At 49.2% G+C, this 19,030-nt stretch carries 17 protein-coding genes and 1 pseudogene; 4 read left to right on the top strand and 14 right to left on the bottom strand.

Translation table 11 applies throughout. The annotated features are described in order from the left end of the window. Nucleotides 1-6: 6 nt before the first annotated feature. The 4 genes and pseudogenes from M0415_RS06095 to M0415_RS06080 all read right to left on the bottom strand — a co-directional run bounded on the left by M0415_RS06095 (nt 7) and on the right by M0415_RS06080 (nt 2,813). Nucleotides 7-1,263, bottom strand: a complete 1,257-nt coding sequence (locus M0415_RS06095) for a Y-family DNA polymerase (RefSeq protein ID WP_249554969.1) — start codon at nt 1,261-1,263, stop codon at nt 7-9. Continuing rightward, nucleotides 1,251-1,667 carry a LexA family protein gene (locus M0415_RS06090; RefSeq protein WP_249556597.1) on the bottom strand — a complete coding sequence of 139 codons (417 nt, stop codon included), beginning with the start codon at nt 1,665-1,667 and terminating at the stop codon, nt 1,251-1,253. The genes M0415_RS06095 and M0415_RS06090 overlap by 13 nt, the downstream gene beginning before the upstream one ends. Next, nucleotides 1,644-2,030, bottom strand: a pseudogene (locus M0415_RS06085) (LexA family protein); the annotation flags it as partial. The gene M0415_RS06090 and the pseudogene M0415_RS06085, both read right to left, overlap by 24 nt. A 138-nt stretch (nt 2,031-2,168) precedes the next feature. Then, nucleotides 2,169-2,813, bottom strand: a complete 645-nt coding sequence (locus M0415_RS06080; protein ID WP_249554971.1) for a DUF938 domain-containing protein — start codon at nt 2,811-2,813, stop codon at nt 2,169-2,171. Between the two features lie 278 nt (nt 2,814-3,091). Between M0415_RS06080 and M0415_RS06075 the strand changes: the two genes are divergently transcribed. Continuing rightward, nucleotides 3,092-4,381, top strand: coding sequence for an NAD(P)/FAD-dependent oxidoreductase (locus tag M0415_RS06075; protein ID WP_249554973.1), 1,290 nt, complete (start codon nt 3,092-3,094; stop codon nt 4,379-4,381). Between the two features lie 88 nt (nt 4,382-4,469). On the opposite strand, the gene M0415_RS06070 is transcribed toward M0415_RS06075, so the two are convergent. Then, nucleotides 4,470-5,351 (bottom strand): LysR substrate-binding domain-containing protein, encoded by an 882-nt coding sequence (locus M0415_RS06070; protein WP_220057952.1) that lies wholly within the window; start codon nt 5,349-5,351, stop codon nt 4,470-4,472. Between the two features lie 195 nt (nt 5,352-5,546). On the opposite strand from M0415_RS06070, the gene M0415_RS06065 reads away from it, so the two are divergent. From M0415_RS06065 to M0415_RS06055, 3 genes are all read left to right on the top strand, one after another. Continuing rightward, on the top strand, nt 5,547-6,686 hold the full coding sequence (locus M0415_RS06065; RefSeq protein ID WP_011622557.1) for an S-(hydroxymethyl)glutathione dehydrogenase/class III alcohol dehydrogenase: 1,140 nt from the start codon (nt 5,547-5,549) through the stop codon (nt 6,684-6,686). 127 nt (nt 6,687-6,813) lie between these two features. Beyond that, the gene (gene fghA, locus M0415_RS06060; RefSeq protein WP_249554975.1) at nt 6,814-7,653 is read left to right on the top strand and encodes an S-formylglutathione hydrolase; all 840 of its coding nucleotides are present in this window, start codon (nt 6,814-6,816) and stop codon (nt 7,651-7,653) included. Nucleotides 7,654-7,942: 289 nt separating this feature from the next. Continuing rightward, nucleotides 7,943-8,728 carry a S1 family peptidase gene (locus M0415_RS06055; RefSeq protein ID WP_249554977.1) on the top strand — a complete coding sequence of 262 codons (786 nt, stop codon included), beginning with the start codon at nt 7,943-7,945 and terminating at the stop codon, nt 8,726-8,728. Between the two features lie 160 nt (nt 8,729-8,888). Here the strand turns inward: M0415_RS06055 and M0415_RS06050 are convergent, their stop codons facing one another. From M0415_RS06050 to hisB, 9 genes are all read right to left on the bottom strand, one after another. Next, a complete protein-coding gene (locus M0415_RS06050; RefSeq protein ID WP_011626323.1) occupies nt 8,889-9,239 on the bottom strand; it encodes a YdbL family probable chaperone protein in 351 nt (116 codons plus the stop codon). A 24-nt stretch (nt 9,240-9,263) separates the two neighbouring features. Further along, entirely contained in the window at nt 9,264-9,464 is a 201-nt protein-coding gene (locus tag M0415_RS06045; protein WP_011622561.1) for a YnbE family lipoprotein, read from the bottom strand. Nucleotides 9,465-9,477: 13 nt separating this feature from the next. Further along, the gene (locus tag M0415_RS06040; protein WP_249554979.1) at nt 9,478-12,684 is read right to left on the bottom strand and encodes an intermembrane phospholipid transport YdbH family protein; all 3,207 of its coding nucleotides are present in this window, start codon (nt 12,682-12,684) and stop codon (nt 9,478-9,480) included. A gap of 257 nt (nt 12,685-12,941) precedes the next feature. After that, a complete protein-coding gene (locus tag M0415_RS06035) occupies nt 12,942-14,129 on the bottom strand; it encodes an aromatic amino acid transport family protein (RefSeq protein WP_249554981.1) in 1,188 nt (395 codons plus the stop codon). A 666-nt stretch (nt 14,130-14,795) separates the two neighbouring features. Then, entirely contained in the window at nt 14,796-15,455 is a 660-nt protein-coding gene (hisIE, locus tag M0415_RS06030; RefSeq protein ID WP_023267317.1) for a bifunctional phosphoribosyl-AMP cyclohydrolase/phosphoribosyl-ATP diphosphatase HisIE, read from the bottom strand. A gap of 44 nt (nt 15,456-15,499) precedes the next feature. Then, nucleotides 15,500-16,273, bottom strand: coding sequence for an imidazole glycerol phosphate synthase subunit HisF (gene hisF, locus M0415_RS06025; RefSeq protein ID WP_249554983.1), 774 nt, complete (start codon nt 16,271-16,273; stop codon nt 15,500-15,502). Beyond that, a complete protein-coding gene (gene hisA / locus M0415_RS06020) occupies nt 16,255-16,992 on the bottom strand; it encodes a 1-(5-phosphoribosyl)-5-[(5-phosphoribosylamino)methylideneamino]imidazole-4-carboxamide isomerase (RefSeq protein ID WP_249554985.1) in 738 nt (245 codons plus the stop codon). Before hisA ends, hisF begins: the two co-directional genes overlap by 19 nt. Before the next feature lie 130 nt (nt 16,993-17,122). After that, complete coding sequence (hisH, locus tag M0415_RS06015; RefSeq protein WP_249554987.1) at nt 17,123-17,773, bottom strand: imidazole glycerol phosphate synthase subunit HisH; 651 nt, start codon at nt 17,771-17,773, stop codon at nt 17,123-17,125. A gap of 146 nt (nt 17,774-17,919) precedes the next feature. Then, nucleotides 17,920-19,011, bottom strand: a complete 1,092-nt coding sequence (gene hisB / locus M0415_RS06010; RefSeq protein ID WP_249554989.1) for a bifunctional histidinol-phosphatase/imidazoleglycerol-phosphate dehydratase HisB — start codon at nt 19,009-19,011, stop codon at nt 17,920-17,922. Nucleotides 19,012-19,030 lie beyond the last annotated feature (19 nt).

Raw genomic sequence — 19,030 nt, 5'->3', positions numbered from 1 at the left:
GAAAGGCTAGCATTTTACTCTAGGTATGCCACCCCACAGCGTGGTGTATTGTGGTGTGAGTAATGCGCGGCGCATTGCCCATTTCTGTTCTATGCCTTGTGCGGCTAAAAATAAGGTATCTCGCCCATAACGGGCATTTATTCCATCAAATGCGTTCATTAGTGTGGGTTTAGTTTTAGATAAATTGAACAAATCGAGTTGTTGATACCTATTTTGTTCGAGATTTATCAGGCCTATTCCTATCTTGTAGTACTTAACTCCTGGTCGAAATAATCTTGGTGCTGCTAAAGACGCTGCTTGCGTCATCTCAATGGTGCAATTGGTTGCAGTGGGGAAATGGATAAGGGATTTAAAACCAACGGGTTGTTCATCGTAAGGGGAGTTATTGGCAAAAATCAGCATCGATTTGCAACATGAACCCTGCGCTCTGGCTTTTGCCGCTGCAATCCCAACGTGTTTGCTCAATGCTTGTAGTAACGCCTCAAAATCCATGATGCGCTCACCCACGGAGCGAGTGGAAAATATCTGTTGTTTATCTGCCCGTGTGTGGTCCCATTGTTTACAGGCAGTGCCATTAAGTTCTCGGACGGTTCGCTCTATCTCTATGCTGAATTGCTTGCGAGCAAGGCCTGTTGGCATTTGTGCCAGATCGTAAGCGGTGTGAATGCCCATACTCACCAATTTTTTGCTGAGGCGGCGCCCAATTCCCCATACATCACTGACTAAGAGTTGTTTAAGAATTTCAATTCGTTGAGGTTCATTATCTATCAGACAAACACCATGATAGCCGGGTAATTTTTTAGCGGCATGATTAGCGATTTTAGCCAGTGTGAGTGTTGCACCTATGCCAACGCAAACGGGTATGCGAGCTTCTTTCCAAACGGTTTGGCGGATGCGAAGGCCGTGTGTTTTTAAACAGGGGATGCTGGTGTGGCAGTGCTTGAAGGATAAAAATGATTCATCAATGGAGTAAATATGTTGGTCGGGAGCGAAGCGGCCGATGATTTCCATCATTTTTGCCGACAAATCGGCATAGAGCTCGTAGTTGCTAGAACACACTATTACCCCCAGTTTGGCGCATTGTTCTTTGACATGAAAATACGGCGTAAATTTGGGGATGCCGAGTTCTCTCGCCTGACGGTTGGCTGCCACGATACAGCCATCGTTATTGCTTAGTACGATAATCGGTTTGCCGCGCCAATCGGGGCGGAACACTTGCTCAGCGGAGCAATAAAACGAGTTGGCATCGACTAAGGCGTACATGACCATAAGCCCTGTAATGAAGATTTAAAATGCATTCTAATCGAGCGAATAACAATTCCTTCTACGCTAAAGGTGTCGCAATCTCGTATCGGCACGGCATGGTATTGCGGATTAGCAGACAGTAACATCCTGCGTTTTTTATCAAAAATTTTGCAGATAAACTCGCCATTGAGCTGGGCAACGATAACGGCTCCCTGTAATGCGTTAACTTGTCGGTCAATAATTAATATATCTCCATCATATATCCCTTCATCTTGCATGGAGTCCCCTTTGGCGACACCAAACCAGGTTGCGCAAGGGTGTAACACCAATAGATCATCCAGGTTTGTCCTAAGCTCAGAATAGTCTGAAGCAATGTTAATAAAATCATTGAGATAGAAATGTTGCCTCAAGGTTCGGATCACGACCCCTTCAACGCAAAAATCATCGTAATCGTGTATCACTATGGCTTGGCAGTTTTCATGGGAAGAGAGCAGCATTCTCTGTTTTTCATCATAGATTTTGCAGATGAACTCGCCATTGAGTTGGCCATAAATCACACACCCTGTGTGAGGTTTTATATGGCGATCGATGATCAGCAGATCGCCATCGAATATGCCGACACCTTTCATCGAGTCGCCTTGAGCGATGCAAAGCCGTGTTGCACTGGGGTGCAATACGAGTAAATCATCAAGACACAATCCAAGCTGAGTATATTCAGCTGCTGGGCTTTCAAAGCCGCTAATTCCCGCGTGAGCGGGCCAAGGAATAATAGGGTAAACACGCATAGCAATATAATTACTGTATATAAATACAGTAATTATAGCGAGCATTGTTCTATTCGCAAATGGGACTGAGTGTTAAATTGGCTTGCTAGTCAGTCAGTACAGGTTAACCACATGATTAAGTTAGTGTTTTACTTAGTATCAGTCAGTGGCGTGTTTTGAAAAATGCAGCAGCCGATTATTGGCGGGCATGGCGGTATCTGCAATCAGTGTGAAGGCTTGCGCTTGGGCGAGCTGAATAATCCATTCTATGTCCCGAATACCACTCTCACTATCTCTTTGTTTTAAATACTGATCGAATTGACGATTACTGTCGCTGGTAAACTGGCCTTGGTAGTTAAAAGGGCCGTAAATACAGAGGGTATTGAGTTGTGGCAAATATTGGCCCAAGCCAGCAAAGAAGGCTTCAACCATGGTTTGACTCATAATATGCAGGGTATTGGCGCTAAACACGGCATCGATACGGGTGTCATTAATGGGCCAAGGTTGGGTGACATCGAGTGCGAAGGGCAAGCCGAGGTTGTTGATACCTTTTTGATGCCCTTGTTGGTGGCATCTTGCGCTAATGCCCTCAAGGTAATCGGTTTGATCGCTGGTTTGCCAAAAAAGCTGAGGCAGATTTTCAGCAAAATAAACTGCATGTTGTCCCGTGCCGCTGCCAATTTCCAGCACCTGTTTGGCGCTGGCAAAGGCGGTTTGTAACACGGCGAGTATTGGCGCTTTGTTATTTTCACAGGCTTGAGAAAAAGGCAGTAAGCTAGACGGTGTTTGAGGATCCTGAAACATGGTATGTCCTAAATTTGTCCTTGCGGGGGCAGGCAAAGTGTTTGTCTTACAAAAACGCGGTGTTAGCCTGCCATCGCGGTCGTAATGGCTTGTAGCTTAAGCCAATGCGGCGGTAAATTCTATTGATAAGCACGATTTGGGATGGCCGCACGGGTTGAGTTTTATTCGGCTCTACAATCTTCTGTTGACCACGATATTAGCTTAGATATACTCAAAAATTCTGAACAAATGTAAAAAATATAAAACAAAAACAGCTTAAATCTGTTCAAAGGATTCCTATGTCTGCTAAACGCTGCGCGTCTTATTACAATGCCACCATCAAGCAAGAGTCTGATTATCCTGAACTTGAAGGCGAAATTCGGGTCGATGTGGCCATTATCGGCGGTGGATTTACCGGTGTGGCAACGGCGGTGGAATTGTCTGAAAAGGGTTACCAAGTGGCGCTACTTGAGGCCAATAAGATTGCTTGGGGCGCGACAGGGCGAAATGGCGGCCAAGTGACGGGGAGTTTGTCCGGCGATGCCGCCATGACAAAACAATTGCGGCGTCAGCTTGGTCAGGAGGCCGAAGATTATGTGTGGAACCTTCGTTGGCGTGGGCACGATATTATCAAAAACAGAGTGGCGAAGTATGGCATTGATTGTGATTTAAAATTTGGCCATATCCAAACTGCGTATCGCCCCGCACATATGGTCGAGTTACAGCAAATGTTTGATGAAGCTAATCGCCGTGGCATGGGGGAATTGATGACCTTAGTGCCAGCGCAGGAGATGCCCGCCTACTTAGCTTCGCCCTTGTACCACGGGGGGCTAGTCAATCGGCGGAATATGCATCTGCATTCGGTGAATTTATGTCTTGGAGAGGCGCGAGCGGCGGCTTCATTGGGCGCTAAAATTTATGAACATTCGCAGGTGCTGGATATTCTGCAAGGAGAGCTCGCTACTGTGGTCACGCCAAAGGGCAGGGTGAAGGCAAACAGTGTGCTTATCGCCGGTAATGCCTATCACAAATTGGGCCGGCCTCAGCTGCGGGGCATGTTATTTCCCGCCTCCCTTGGTAATTGCGCGACAGCCCAATTGCCAGCAGATTTAGCTAAGCAACTCAATCCGCAGGATTTAGCTGTGTATGATTGCCGCTTTGTACTGGATTATTACCGCTTAACCGCCGATAACCGTTTGATGTTTGGGGGCGGCACCAATTACAGCGGCCGCGATCCTAAAAACGTTGCCGCCGAGCTGCGTCCGGCGATTGAACGCACTTTCCCCCAGTTAAAGGGCGTTGACATTGAATTTGCCTGGGCTGGCATGGCGGGGATAGTGATTAACCGTATTCCCCAGCTGGGCAAGATTGCGCCGAATATCTTCTATTGTCAGGGATATTCGGGCCATGGCGTGGCGACTTCCCATATTATGGCCGAGATTATGGGGCAGGCGATCGATGGTCAAATGCGAGAGTTCGATCTCTTCGCCGCCATGCGTCATATCCGGATCCCACTAAATGAATGGTTTGGGAATCAAGCCCTTGCGTTAGGGATGCTGTATTACACCCTGAGGGAAAACTGGCGCTAAATAGCTTGTAACCCATCAAACTCGGGCGGCTTTATTAGTACCCCAATTGGGTGATTTGTGACTCGGGGTCGCTGCAATGGGTTAGTCGCTATTCATTCACTGTCGCCAGTTTTTCCGCCAGATAATCCACGAATACCCGCACTTTTGCGCTCAGGTGACGATTTTGCGGATAGAGCGCCCAAATGCCTTCTTTAGCTTCGCGGTGCGCGTCGAGGAAGGAGATGAGTCTACCTGCATGTATATCTTCTTCAATATAATAATCAGGGAGTTGCACTATTCCTATACCCTTTAATGCCGCATCTCGCAGGGCGTAACCGCTGTTGCAGATAAGGTTGCCACGTACCTTAATATTGCGCTCGCGGCCATTTTCAATAAAGCGCCAGTAATTGTGATTCCCGATCAGGCAATTATGTTGATTTAACTCCGAAAGCGTATGGGGCTCACCGTATTTTTCAACGTAACTGGGCGAGGCGGCCACATAATGGGTACGGCTACTCAAGGGTTTAGCCATCAGACTGGAGTCGGCGAGTTTACCAAGGCGAATGGCCAAATCGTAACCGCCCTCAATCAAATCTAAGGTTCTGTTGGTCAAGTCGACATTAAATTCCACGCTGGGATATTGCACCATAAAATCATTGAGTAATGGCATGATAAATTTTTCGCCGTAGGCCACGGGCGCGGTGAGTTTCACCAATCCTTGGGGCGAACCTTTTAGATCGGTAATCGCCCGCTCGGCCTCCTCGAGGCCTGTCTGTAACTGGCGGCAATGGCGATAATAAATCGTGCCTTCTTCGGTGAGCGATACCTTGCGAGTTGTACGATAAAACAGCTTAGTGCCGAGGCGATTTTCCAGCGCGCCGATTTGCCGACTCACGTGGGCGGTGGACACATTGAGGCGCTGTGCAGCCAAGGTAAAGTTCTCGGCTTCGGCCACTGCTACAAATTCTGATATGCCATCCCAAAGGTACATTATTGCTTCTCAGTAAAAATGAATTGCCAAAATGCTAGATTATCAATCCTCAGGAAATAAATACAATCTAGTGACTGCATTACCGCACACTATTTTTAAGCTTATCCGTCCACCTCAATCTATGCTTACAAGCGAGTAGGGCTAGGGTAAGCCGTAAATTGATAAGCCCATTGATTAAAAGAAGGAAAGACAAGCATGTCGAACGAAAAACCACAGTTTATCAAGTCAAAGGCCGCCGTGGCCTGGGGGCCGGGACAGCCGCTCAAGATTGAAGAAGTCGATGTGATGTTACCTAAAGCCGGCGAAGTATTAGTTCGCATCGTGGCGACTGGGGTGTGCCATACCGATGCGTTTACCTTAAGTGGTGACGATCCAGAAGGCGTGTTCCCAGCGATCCTCGGCCATGAGGGTGGTGGTATTGTTGAGCAAGTGGGCGAAGGCGTGACCAGCGTGCAGGTGGGCGATCATGTGATCCCTCTCTACACGCCTGAGTGTGGCGAATGTAAATTCTGTTTATCGGGTAAAACAAACCTGTGCCAGAAGATCCGTGCGACTCAAGGCAAAGGTTTAATGCCAGATGGCACCACGCGTTTTTATAAAGATGGCCAGCCCATTTTCCATTACATGGGCTGTTCTACCTTCTCTGAATACACTGTATTACCTGAAATTTCATTGGCTAAGGTTAATAAAACTGCGCCATTAGAAGAGATCTGTCTGCTAGGTTGTGGAGTGACGACAGGTATGGGCGCCGTAATGAACACCGCTAAGGTGGAAGAAGGCGCGACCGTAGCGATTTTCGGCCTAGGTGGTATCGGTCTTTCGGCCATTATTGGTGCGACCATGGCTAAAGCCAGCCGAATTATTGCCATCGATATTAACGAATCTAAATTCGAACTTGCCCGTAAATTAGGTGCAACCGATTGTATTAATCCGAAACATTTCGACAAACCTATTCAAGAGGTGATTGTTGAGATGACCGATGGCGGCGTGGATTACTCCTTCGAATGTATCGGTAATGTCAATGTGATGCGCAGCGCGCTCGAGTGTTGCCACAAGGGCTGGGGCGAATCAGTGATCATTGGTGTTGCGGGCGCAGGGCAGGAAATCTCCACCCGTCCATTCCAACTGGTGACGGGCCGTGTATGGCGCGGTTCTGCCTTCGGTGGCGTGAAAGGACGCTCGCAATTACCTAAAATCGTTGAACAATACCTAGCAGGTGAGTTTAAGCTCGATGACTTTATCACCCACACTATGGGACTTGAGCAAGTCAACGAAGCCTTCGACTTGATGCATGAAGGCAAGAGCATTCGCAGCGTGATCCATTTCGATAAATAAGCGCTCAGTTTGCCATCACAGCAGCAGATAACCGCTAACGGCTTGTCTGCTGCTTATGCGTTTTAAGCTTGTGATAGAGTCTTGAACGGCAAGCTAAACGCTGAAAGTGAACAGGAAAGGGATTGAAATGACCATAGAAAATATCAGTTGTAACAAGAGTTTTGGTGGTTGGCACAAACAGTATCGCCATCAATCTCAGGCGCTGAATTGCGAGATGCGCTTTGCGATTTACCTGCCACCCGAGGCGGCCAACAAACCTGTGCCTGTGTTGTATTGGCTATCGGGTCTCACCTGTACCGACGAAAACTTTATGCAGAAGGCGGGCGCGCAGCGTATTGCGGCTCAGTTGGGAATGGCTATCGTCGCCCCCGATACGAGTCCTCGTGGCGATGATGTCGCCGATGCGCCGGATAAAGCCTATGACTTGGGCCTCGGCGCAGGGTTTTATTTAAACGCGACCAGAGCGCCTTGGAATCGCCACTATAAAATGTACGACTATATAGTGCATGAGCTGCCAGCGCTGATTGAAGCGAATTTCCCCGTAACCGGGCAGCGCGCCATCTCTGGCCACTCCATGGGCGGGCACGGCGCGTTAGTGATAGGGTTAACCAATCCCCACAGATACAGTTCAATCTCGGCCTTTAGTCCTATCAGTAATCCAAGCAATGCGCCTTGGGGGATTAAAGCCTTTACCGAGTATTTAGGGGAAAATCGTGAGCACTGGCGCCAATACGATGCCAGTGAGTTGCTAAAACTGGCGATTAACGAAGTGCCGGTGTTAGTCGACCAAGGTGATGCCGACAGCTTTTTAGAGGCGCAACTGATGCCACAAACGCTTAGTGATATCGCCAAAGCAAAAGGCTACCCGTTAGATTTGCGTATGCAGGCGGGGTACGACCATAGCTATTACTTTATTGCGAGCTTTATTGAAGAGCACCTTAAATTCCATAGCTTGTATTTTAAATAAGGCTGCCAATCGTTAACCCCTTTCAGGATTAAACTTTAGAGTTAAAGCCTAGGGGTAAATATTAAAAAGCGCGGTGAACACAAGCTCGCTGCGCTTTTGTTTTCTACGGATAAATTGCGATGTCATTCAACATGTCATGTTGATCAATCACGCCTGAATAATCTTGATGCCGCGGTTATATCTCAAATGAGAAAAAGCTGTTAAGTTCTCGACATTAATGATGATTCATTCTCGATATTCTCATCACGCAATATTGGTGAATAAATATACGCAAGGATAGGAGTTCAATATGAAATGGATGTTCGTACTTTTACTGGGGATAACCAGTACCGCCAATGCCATGATTATCAGGCATGATGTGGATGACGCGAAATATCAAGCGGCGGCGCAAAGCGATAATTCGACGGTCAGCTTTTTAGGACTTTATAAAGGCGATGAAATCGTGCTTGGTACTGGCAGCCTTATCGATATGCAATGGATTGTGACGGCGGCACACGTGGCCAATGAGCTAACGGTCGGCAATAAGGTGCAATTTAAAACGGATTTTTACCCGATTAAAGACGTGATAAAACATCCACTTTGGAAAGAAAGGCATTTTCCCTACGATATTGCCTTGGTTCAATTGGCTTCTCCCATTGAGGATGCAACACTCGCTAAGTTGAATCATGCCTCAACCGAAACGGGCAAAATCGCCACCTTCGTCGGACGTGGCGATTATGGTAATGGGTTGGTGGGCGTTGCGGGGGCCGACAAACAATTACGTGCGGCACACAATGCCGTGGTCGGGGTGCAGGAGCAATGGCTGCAATTTATCTTTGACCGTGACGCAAATGCCTTACCATTGGAGGGGATTAGTGGCCCAGGTGATTCGGGCGGCCCCGCGTATCTCATCTCGGCCGATTCAGTTTGTCTTATCGGTGTTAGCTCATGGCAAAATGCCGAGTCAACCAATTGGGAAGAGGGCAAGTATGGCGTGATTGAACATTACTCACGTATTTCATATTTTCGGGATTGGATTGAGCAAACCTTATTTCAGGCATCAAAGACTGTCCTCGCTGGCTGTTCTGATAGCTAAAAATGCTTATTCCTTAAAGTGCTGTAATCGATGCGATATGGGCGTACAGCCTCAGCATAAAACAGGTACGTTTTTCATTCCGTGATCAATGATAGAGACAAAAACGCCTGCAATTGCAGGCGTTTTTGTCAGTGCTTAGTCGCTTACTAGTGCTAACTCTCTACTTTTTAACCCATTTTCCTTGGGCGTTTTGCACATAGTTGCCTTTATCTGTGGCGGCGATGGCTTTTTCACCGGCAAGTTTGGCCACATCGGCGGCGGAGATATTGTTCTTTTTCGCGATGGTTTCGTAATGGGCGCGGCGTTTGTTGTTCACATCGTCCATCACGGCTTTGGCCTCGCTATTATTTTGCACTAGGCCCAAATAGCCATTGAGTTGCTCACCTAAGTAACCTTGGGATTTGGCTTCCTGTAGTGACATGGCAAAGGCATTTAAGCTGAATAAACTCAGGCCGAGCAACAGGAGTAATGTTGGCTTTTGTAGCAGGGTTTTGAGTGGCATTGATTTCATTGTATATTCCTAAATTCTTAGTGATTAGAACAACTTATCATCTGATAGAAGCTGATCTAGCTCCTTATCCACTTTGATTTTTATCTCGTGTTCAATTTTCACATTGAGATTAATCACAATCGGTTTGTCAGGCGGCTCAATCTTTACCGTTGGCGCACAGCCTTGCAATGCCGCCAGTAGCAGCAATGCACCTAAACTCACTTGCTGTAATTGAATGATCTTCACTGAGGTTTCCTTGTTACTTCACGGATTTTTCGATTCTATCCTGCAGATCGTTACCAATCTGAAGACTCCTGAATAATTGCAGCATGTTCTCTTCATGAGAGTAATTCAAGTGGATGGGGCGTTCAATCCCTCGGCTGCGGCCTTTGACTTCCACTAGGAGGTTGGCATCGCCGGTTTGATCCATATCGAAACTACTGGATAACTGGCTGTATTCTAAATGTTCTAGTGCCGAAAATACAAAGTCGAGATAAGGTTGCGATTGGCGCATTTGATCGACCGCCGGATTGCCTGAAATCGCAATAAGGCCACCGGGCGCACGGGCCGCCAACTGGCCACCGCTGATCGAGACTTTGCCATCGACCAAATCCACGGGTAATACACCATCGAAAATACCATCGGCATAGATACCAATTTGCGGCTGAATGCGCAGCACTTCTTCAAGGCTCATGCCCTGCAATAATAGATAGGCGTGGGATTTGTCCTGTAATTTTAAATTAAAATCAGGCAGTAAGAACTGGCCGCTCAATACTTTGCCCTTGGCAGTCATCGACACGTCGGTATCACTCAAGCCCGTGAGTTGTTGCAGCCAATTGTCGGGAAGCTTTTCGGCATCCTTGGCGAGGACAATATCGGCCTCCACTTCGATGTCGGTCAAAGGGAAGCCGGGATCGAACAAGTTAAAGGTCATCATGGTCTGCGGGCAGTTCAGTCGGCTTAAACTGCTGAAATAGCCTGGTGCTTGCGGCGCCTTATAGGATTGCCCCCAAGTGAACTCGCATTGGGCCTGTAATTTCCCGCCTTCAAAGGTCGTGTCTTGATAAAAACCTTCCAGCTCTGTCATCGACTGGGTAATTTGCATGGCAAATTGGGTCTGCTCTGGCTCATGTGTCAGCTTAAATTGTGCTTGTAATTGGTTATGGCCTGTCACATTTAACTCAGCGGGCAAGGGCTGAGTTTGATTAAGCAGAGATAGTGCTTCTGTCATGCTGGTATCGACAACCCACTGGCCCGTTAACAGCAGTGGCTTGTGAGGCGCGGTGAACTGTAATTGATGGTCGCTTTGTAGCTCAACCGTGCCGACTTGCCACTGTTCATGGCCGTGAAGACGTTGGTTTTGCCAGTTTAATGTCTGCGCGAGTGCCAAATTATCCAGTTTAAGCACAGTCTGTTTACGTGTGCGGCCTTTGGCACTGAGCTGCTTTTCAATCAAGAGTTGCTGCGCTTGCCAGTTAATTTGGTTACTCAACTGACTAGATTGAATAGCAATTTCAATGGATTGCAGCGAGGAGTAATCGAGCGTCATCGCCTTTGATGTCTCAAAGGAGAACGTCTTGAGGCTAATATCGTTGCGGCTGCTCTGCACTGCGGCAGCGCTGTTGTCCGCAAGATTCTCTACCGCTTGGCTCACGCGCAGCTGCGACAGGGCGAGTGATAGCGGCGGCAGCTTGAAGGCAAACTCGGTCGATTGTGCGCCAGTTGTATCTTGAGTCGCTAATGGGGTTGCACTCGCGGCAATCGGGGCCTTAGCGTTGAGCTGAATACTGCCAAGGCTTAACTGCGTTTGTTTAGTTTGATGCTCGGCGGCTTGCGCAGTTTGCTGTAGCTGCAGATCTTCAAGTGCAAATTGTAAGGTATCGCTTGAGACACTCGAGACACTCGAGACACTCGTCACTGGTGCTGTGCTCACTTGCCAATTCAGCCCTTGAGGTGACTGAGCCACGCTGATATGTCCCGCCGTTTGCATCATTCCCGCGCCCCAACTGAGATCCTGCGGCGCTGCATGCCAGAGCTCCCGCAGCGACAGCGGCGTCGTTTGCTTAAGCGCCAATTGCCAGCGGCTCGCGACCTTCCAAGCATCTGGCATGGGTGTTAACTGGATATCTTGTAAGTGAATACGCGTCTCAAGCTTACTGCCTAGGGTGGTTAGCTCGAATGCGGGCAGCGCTATCGGTTCATGGCTGCTCGCTTGAGATGCCAGTGCATAGTGCAGTGGCGCAGTCATCGAAAAGGCAAGGCCCACGGGCGCCTCGGTGCTTTTAAGCCCCGACAGCAGGCTAAGGAGCGCTTGAGAGTTTTCATCGCTCAATTGCAGTGACTGATTAAGTGCGGCTAAGAGCTGCGCGTGCTGTGCCTGATTGGGCGTGAGCGCAAGATGAAAGGGCTCGAGGGTGAGATTAAGTGAGGCAAGTGATCCACTAAGCTCAAACCCTAAAGCTGGCTGGGGCGTGAGCGTTAAGTCAGCCAAATGGCTTAAGTTGATGCTGGGCTGCTGAATGCGGTGGCGGCTTGTGATTTCGCCACTAGCGAGTGTCATCGTGCTCTCAGAACTGAGTTGCCCACTTAGTCCTATCCCAAGTTGTTGCCACTGTTGATCCCACAGGGTTAATTGGCTGAGGATGCTCCCTTGGGTTTGGCGCAGGCCAATTTGATGCAGGTTTTCCAGTAGCGGCGCGATATTCAGTTCGCTCTTCAAGCGCCATTGTTCGTTGCCAAGCGTCGCTGCAAGCTGGGCTAACGGTTCACCCTCAGGGCTGCTAAAGGCTGTGGTTAATTCAGCTTGATGATTCAGGCTGAGTTTATCCATCACCAGCTGATAGGCCGGAAGCTCTGCCTGCGGCGCTAATCTGAGTGTGGTTTTACCTATATCAATTAAAGGTAAGGATTTGATATTTAACGCCAACGCTGGCGTTTGTTCATCGGCGATGGTGGGGCTTCGCTCCAGCAGCGATGCGCCGAGTTCAACGTCTATCTCGCCCGTGCTAATGCGCTTGATTTTTTGAGTTAAACTCTCAACTTGGACAAGTTGCTTCAGTTCTTCAAGGCTTTTGGGCCAGGTGAGTTCAAGCTGAATATCCAGATTATTGATCACTAAATGCGAGTCATGTACACGCAGGCTCGCAGAGCGAATGTGCCAATGTTCTAAACCCATGGGGCCTAAACGAATATCGCTAAGCTCACCGTCCATGCCGCTTAAGGCATAATTCGCGACGCGAAGGATCAGGGCTTCGGTTTGACTGTTGACTATCCAAATGGTTAGCGCCGCGCCAGCTAACAGGCCCGCCGCAGTGGTGGCAATCAGGCTTTGTTTTAAGCGCTTTTTGAGTGTAGAACCGCGGCGGTGCGCCGAATCTGGCGCTGCGGCCGCCGTCGCTTCTTGAGGCATCGCCTGATGCGCGTGCTCGGCAGTCTCCTGTTCTGGCGATGTCGGCGTGTTAACCATGGGGGTCGAATGTCATCCTTATCATCAGCGCCTTGCGATTGTTTCCCGTGGGAGCGTGAGGCGATTTGGGGCTGCCGATGCTCAGCGGCAAGCGGGATTAGCCGCAGTTTAACACTCAAGCCGCTGGCTGACTAATAAAGAACTTGGCAATCTTGCGCGAAGCAAGACTGAGTGCCTGTCATTATTCACCTTGATTTTACAGGCACTTATACGGCTTAAGCTTAAATAGGTTTATCGCGATTGTTTATCCGTACCGCTTATCCCAAGAGCTGAGCGCCAATCACGGCCACTCCACAGAGCATAGCTAACAGTAAACCGAGTTTGCCCCCCGCGACGCGGTAACCCTGAGGCAGGTTTGCCTTATCGCGCGTTTGTCTTTGTACCCACACCATGGTTACGGGTAAAAAAATCGCGAGGATCACGAGGGCGATTGCCGCATAACCGAGGGCGGTAATAAATCCCTGCGGGTAAAAGAGGGCAAACCCCAGAGGAGGCACGAAGGTTATGGCGGCGGTAACACTACGACCCGCGGCATTATCCTGCTGCCTTAAGTTCGCCGCCATAAAGTCAAACAGACCGAGGCTGACCCCTAAAAAAGAGGTGGCCAGCGCCAGATCGGCAAACACACTGATGGCAGAACTTAAGTATTGGCTGTGCAGTACACTGGCTAACTGATTGATAAAGCACGAAAGGCTCTGATTCGTCATCAGTTGGCTTTGGCTGAGCACGCCTTGGCTGCCCAGTTGCCACAGCAGGTAAATCAGTAGCGGTAACGCCGAGCCGAGCAGCATGATTTTACGCAGGCTTTTTACCTCAACGCCTAAGTAGCGCACCACGGACGGAATCGAGCCATGAAAACCAAAGGAGGTAAAAATTACTGGAATGGCCGACACGATAAGCCCTTGCTCTAGTGGCAATTCGAGTAAATGGGTGCCTTCGACCTGTGGCAGTAATAAGGCCAGCATTAGGATTAACGCAATGATTTTTAAACTAAAGAGCACGCGATTGATCAAGTCGACACAATGGGTGCCTAAGCCGACAATGGTGCCGACTAACAGGGTAAAGAAGATGGCGCCCGCCTGTGGTGGCAGATTTAATCCTAACCATGCATTGAGCTTTTGATTGACTTGCTCACCGCCACCCGCGATATAGGCGGCGCACAGGGCGTAGAGTAAAAACATCAGGGCAACACTTGCAATCACTTGGCCCTTAGCGCCCAAAAGCGTGCGCGCTAATTGGTTCAGGCTCGCATCGCTCGGGGCAAATTGATGGATTTCAACCATAAGCAGGGCGGTGTAGGCCATCAGCGCCCAGAGGAGCAACATAATGATGCTCGATACACCAAAACCGAGTCCTGCCGAGGCGATAGGGAGTGCGAGCATGCCCGCGCCAATGGTAGTGCCTGCAATCAGTAGCAAACTGCCGAAAAATTTATTTTGTGTCATAACTTTACGCTCAAACGTCTTTATTAATGGCTCAACTGTCTCAGATGAGTGCTTTATTGAGGAGCAGTGCAGAGTGGCGCGTGATACTGGGAACTATAGGGTACGTGGGTGTACCTGTATTGTGATCGTGGCGCAATCTGCGGATCGTTGGGGATATGGCCACAATGGAAGGTCAGGCGAGTGTGCCTATCTATGCCATTGCGGCTACAGATAGGGATAATAAGCTGTGGTAATACGCATAAAACTCGCCTTTGCTTGGGGTTAATTCGGCACTTAATAACATCGAGTGACTTGAACACATCGAATTGCTTGATCACATCACATAACGAAGACAATTCGCCTGTTTTTAAATTTGTCTTAAATGTTAATAAGTTGCGTTAATGCCTCGGTGCGGGTTCGAGGACGCTGGCTACGATAGGTAGTTAAGGTGTACTTGTCAACCATTACAACAGTATTTTGCTGATTTTTTGTCAGGGGCCAAGTGTACAATTTGTGTGACGTCGTGCTGTTTTTAGCAGAGGTTAAGAGTAGCAAGGTGGATTATGGAGGCTGAACTTTTGTTGGTTACGGCAAGTGAATAGGCCGTAACTGAATGCAAAATCAAGAATACTCTGCCGCAGACCAAAAGGAATGCGGCAGAGTGGTGCTTCGAGGTTTGAAAGCGAGCTATTTTTGCTGCGCTTTTTGATGGCGGGCAAGCAAGTTGGCGTTAATATCACTTAAGCTTAGTGATTGATCCTCAAGCAAGACTAGCAAGTGATACACCAGATCCGATGCCTCGTTAATCAGCTCCTCTTTATCGTGGGTTGCTGCGGCCAAGGCGGTTTCTAATCCTTCTTCACCGACTTTTTGGGCGATGCGTTTGGTGCCTCGGGCAAATAAAGAGGCGGTGTAGCTCGACTCAGGGTTTTGCCCCTTACGCGAGGCGATAAGCTCGGCTAGATTGTTTAAAAACGGGTGCGCATTGCCATCGAGCCAGCAGCTTTCGGTGCCTTTATGGCAGGTTGGGCCATTGGGCAACACCTGCACCAACAGGCTGTCGTTATCACAGTCTTTATCGATGGCGACCAATTTTAGGGTATGGCCTGAGGTTTCGCCCTTGGTCCATAAACGTTGCTTAGAGCGGCTAAAAAACGTCACATCACCGGTCGCCAGCGTGTGCTGCAGCGCGGCTTTATCCATAAATCCGAGCATTAACACTTTGCCCGATAGGTGGTTTTGGATAACCGCAGGGATAAGCCCCTGTTGTTTTTCCCAGTCGAGGCTATTAACCAGTTCTGCACTTGCAGGGCCTTGGCAACAGCTTGAAGTGGTTCCAGTTGTCATATCTGCATACCTTATTATTTCTATCAATCGCTACTGATGTTGAGTTACTGACGAATGGCGATGCCTTCGGTCGCTAAATACTGTTTTAACTCGCCGATATTGATAATGGCTTTATGGAATACGCTGGCCGCCAGCGCTGCATCCACCTTCGCCTCGATAAACACATCGCGAAAATGCGCCATAGTGCCAGCGCCGCCCGAGGCGATTAAGGGCACATCGCACAGCTGGCGTACGAGGCTTAACTGTTTGATATCATAGCCACCGCGCACGCCATCTTGGTTCATCACGTTGAGCACGATTTCGCCGCAGCCACGTTTTTGTACTTCTTCGACCCAATCCTGAGTGTACCAAGCGGTTTCTTTGGTGGCGGCTTCATCGCCGGTAAATTGCTTTACCTTATAACTGTCGCTTGCCGCATCATAAAAAGAGTCTATGCCAATCACTATGCATTGACGGCCAAATTCATCCTGCAGGCGTGAGATTAAACTCGGATCGCTAAGAGCGGGTGAGTTGACCGAAATCTTATCCGCGCCAAAGGCCAGTAACTCGCGGGCTTGGCCGATGGTTTTAATGCCGCCAGCAACGCAGAAGGGGATATCGATTTGCTCTGCCACTCGGCTCACCCAAGACTTATCGACTACTCGGTCATGGGCACTGGCGGTGATATCGTAAAACACCAGTTCGTCGGCGCCCTCTGCGGCGTAACGCGCCGCGAGTGGCACTATGTCGCCAACAATTTCATGGTTGCGAAACTGTACGCCCTTGACCACGCAGCCATCTTTCACATCTAAACAGGGGACTATTCGTTTGGCCAGCATTGGATTGCCTCCGCCACATTAAACTGATTGATAAGTAAAGCTTTACCGATAATGATGCCCGCGGCGCCACTGTCTCTGACGGCGGCAACATCTTCAAGGGTGGCAATGCCGCCCGAGGCTTGCCACGCGATATGGGGATAGCGGCTGGATAGCTCGCGGTAAAGCTCGGTATTGGCGCCTGTGAGGGTGCCATCGCGGCTGATGTCAGTCACCAGCGCATGTTTAAGCCCAACTTGGCTAAAGTCTTCGACGATAGATTCTAGACTCTTACCGCCACCGCTTTGCCAGCCAGAAACCGCAACGATTTTCTCGCCGCTCTGATTGATATTGACATCCAGTGCGAGGCAAATAGCCTCGCTGCCAAACTTGTTAAACCAGCCTTTGACTAACTCGGGCTCTTTGACGGCGAGCGAGCCTATCACCACGCGTTTAACCCCAAGGGATAATAACTCGGCGACTTGCTCTTCAGTGCGGATCCCGCCGCCCACTTGAATATTGGCGCTCAGCCCCGCTGTCAGCTTAGCAATCAAAGCCGTTTGGCGTTTTGTAGGGTCTTTCGCGCCAGTTAAATCCACGATATGCAGCCAGTTTGCCCCTTGGTCTTGGTAAGATTGCAACTGGGCCAGTGGGCTTAAATCGAAGGTAGTCTGCTGCCCATAATCCCCTTGGTAGAGCCTAACTACCTTGCCATCAATTAAATCAATTGCTGGAATGATCATCTGTTGTCCTTAATTCTTTGGCGCATTTGCTGCCGCGCTTTATTGCTGAATATTGTGGCTGAACAAGCTGGCTTAGCCAAACTTAGCCTCCCCACACTTAGCTCAGTCAAAAGCTAATAAGCGATTGCATTTACTGCATTTTTAAAAAGTTACCTAGGATTTGTGCGCCCACGGCGGCGCTCTTCTCGGGGTGAAATTGCACGCCCATAAAGTTGTCTTTACCGATGGCGGCGCTAAAGTCCTCACCATAACGGCATTGTGCCAAGGTGTAGTCGCTTAATGGTGCGCGGTAGCTGTGCACAAAATACACATAACTGCCTGCTGGAACACCGTCAAATAGCGGGTGAACCTGAGACGGATTGCTAAAAGTCAGTTGGTTCCAACCCATGTGCGGCAGAGGTAAACCTTCGGCCTTCAGTATTTGACGGTCTAGCTCGTCGATCTCAGTTGGAATAATGCCTAAGCATTGGCAATCCAGCGCTTGGCCGCCGCGTTCTTTAGAGAGCAGGGTGAGCATTTGCATCCCTAAGCAGACACCCAGCACGGGTTGAGTTAACCCTTGAATTAATTCGACTAAGGCTTTTTCAGATAATGAAGCCATCGCGGCGCCAGCGCTACCGACACCTGGCAGAACTACACGTTTAGCGGCTTTAATGCTGGCCTTGTCATCGGTGACTAACACCTTAGCGCCTAGGCGCTCAAAGGCGAACCGGACCGAACTTAAGTTGGCGCAACCTGTGTCTATGATGACAACATCAAATTCATCTATGTTTGCTGACATTGGGTTTTCCTATTGATGGGTCAGCGGGGAAGTGGTTTATCGCCACATTCCTGAAACTGCCCCTCGTTAAAATCATCAGACTTTGTATTATTCGTTAATCAATCTGCATTAGGTCATTACACACCTAACTCAGGTTGAGTGCGGTGTCAGAGCACGCCTTTACTCGATGGTAAGACATCACCTTCAACTTTGACTGCCTGACGCAGCGCGCGGCCAAGCACTTTAAATAGCGCTTCGACCTTGTGGTGATCGTTGTCTCCCTCGGCTGCGACGTGCAGGGTGCAGCGTAGGCCATCGGCAAAGGAGCGGAAAAAGTGTGGCACCATTTCGGTGGCCATTTCACCGACTTTTTCCCGTTCAAATTGGGCGGCGAATTTAATAAAAGGCCTGCCGGAGAGATCGAGTAAGCATTCGCCCTTGGCCTCATCCATCGGCAAACTAAAACCAAAACGGGCAATACCGCGTTTATCGCCAAGGGCTTGGCGCAGTGCATCCCCAATCGCCAATGCCGTATCTTCAACGCTGTGGTGATCGTCTATCTCGAGATCACCATCGACATTCACCTCCATTTTGAAGTTTCCGTGGGTAGCGATTTGATCCAGCATATGGTCGAAGAAACCAATGCCAGTGTTGATGGCGCCTTTGCTGGCATTGTCGAGATCGACAGTCACGCGAATATCGGTTTCCTTGGTGGTGCGTACCACAGTCGCGGTGCGGCCCTTGTTGAGTAAGGCATCGGCAATCGCGTCCCAGCTAAGACTGCCACGCTGATATTGAAAGCTTTTAATCCCCATGGCATTGCCCAGTTCCACATCTGTGTGTCTGTCACCAATCACGGCGGACTGAGTGAAATCGATGGTGCCTTGGGTCAAAAAGTCTTTCACTAGCCCTAGTTTTGGTTTGCGGCAGCTGCAATTTTCATCGTTAAAGTGCGGGCAGATGAGTACATCTTCAAACTTAACCCCTTGGCTAGACAGGATTTGCATCATCATATTGTGCGGCGCATCGAAATCTTCCTGCGGGAAGGAAGGGGTACCGAGTCCATCTTGATTGCTGACCATCACCAAACGAAAACCGGCTTTTTGCAGGCGCAGTAAGGCGGGGATCACTTGGGGCTCGAATACCAGTTTGGCGAGGCTATCGACCTGTTTATCGGTAATGGGCTCTTCAATCAAGGTGCCATCACGGTCGATAAAGAGTATTTTCTGGGCGACATTAGGAGTAAATACTGGGTTCATGCTGCTACCTTTCAATTCA

Source organism: Shewanella sp. 10B, assembly GCF_023475885.1.
GTDB lineage: Bacteria > Pseudomonadota > Gammaproteobacteria > Enterobacterales > Shewanellaceae > Shewanella > Shewanella mangrovisoli.
The sequence above is the reverse complement of the archived record's forward strand: the minus strand, read 5'-3'. Positions and strand labels throughout refer to the sequence as shown.

Excerpts from the sequence above, each read along its gene's own strand:
- M0415_RS06075 (WP_249554973.1), top strand. The coding sequence starts at position 3,092 with ATGTCTGCTAAACGCTGCGCGTCTTATTACAATGCCACCATCAAGCAA.
- M0415_RS06095 (WP_249554969.1), bottom strand. The coding sequence starts at position 1,263 with ATGTACGCCTTAGTCGATGCCAACTCGTTTTATTGCTCCGCTGAGCAA.
- hisH (WP_249554987.1), bottom strand. The coding sequence starts at position 17,773 with ATGTCAGCAAACATAGATGAATTTGATGTTGTCATCATAGACACAGGT.
- M0415_RS06040 (WP_249554979.1), bottom strand. The coding sequence starts at position 12,684 with ATGGTTAACACGCCGACATCGCCAGAACAGGAGACTGCCGAGCACGCG.
- hisF (WP_249554983.1), bottom strand. The coding sequence starts at position 16,273 with ATGCTGGCCAAACGAATAGTCCCCTGTTTAGATGTGAAAGATGGCTGC.
- M0415_RS06080 (WP_249554971.1), bottom strand. The coding sequence starts at position 2,813 with ATGTTTCAGGATCCTCAAACACCGTCTAGCTTACTGCCTTTTTCTCAA.
- M0415_RS06035 (WP_249554981.1), bottom strand. The coding sequence starts at position 14,129 with ATGACACAAAATAAATTTTTCGGCAGTTTGCTACTGATTGCAGGCACT.
- M0415_RS06055 (WP_249554977.1), top strand. The coding sequence starts at position 7,943 with ATGAAATGGATGTTCGTACTTTTACTGGGGATAACCAGTACCGCCAAT.
- M0415_RS06065 (WP_011622557.1), top strand. The coding sequence starts at position 5,547 with ATGTCGAACGAAAAACCACAGTTTATCAAGTCAAAGGCCGCCGTGGCC.
- fghA (WP_249554975.1), top strand. The coding sequence starts at position 6,814 with ATGACCATAGAAAATATCAGTTGTAACAAGAGTTTTGGTGGTTGGCAC.
- M0415_RS06050 (WP_011626323.1), bottom strand. The coding sequence starts at position 9,239 with ATGAAATCAATGCCACTCAAAACCCTGCTACAAAAGCCAACATTACTC.
- hisIE (WP_023267317.1), bottom strand. The coding sequence starts at position 15,455 with ATGACAACTGGAACCACTTCAAGCTGTTGCCAAGGCCCTGCAAGTGCA.
- hisA (WP_249554985.1), bottom strand. The coding sequence starts at position 16,992 with ATGATCATTCCAGCAATTGATTTAATTGATGGCAAGGTAGTTAGGCTC.
- hisB (WP_249554989.1), bottom strand. The coding sequence starts at position 19,011 with ATGAACCCAGTATTTACTCCTAATGTCGCCCAGAAAATACTCTTTATC.
- M0415_RS06070 (WP_220057952.1), bottom strand. The coding sequence starts at position 5,351 with ATGTACCTTTGGGATGGCATATCAGAATTTGTAGCAGTGGCCGAAGCC.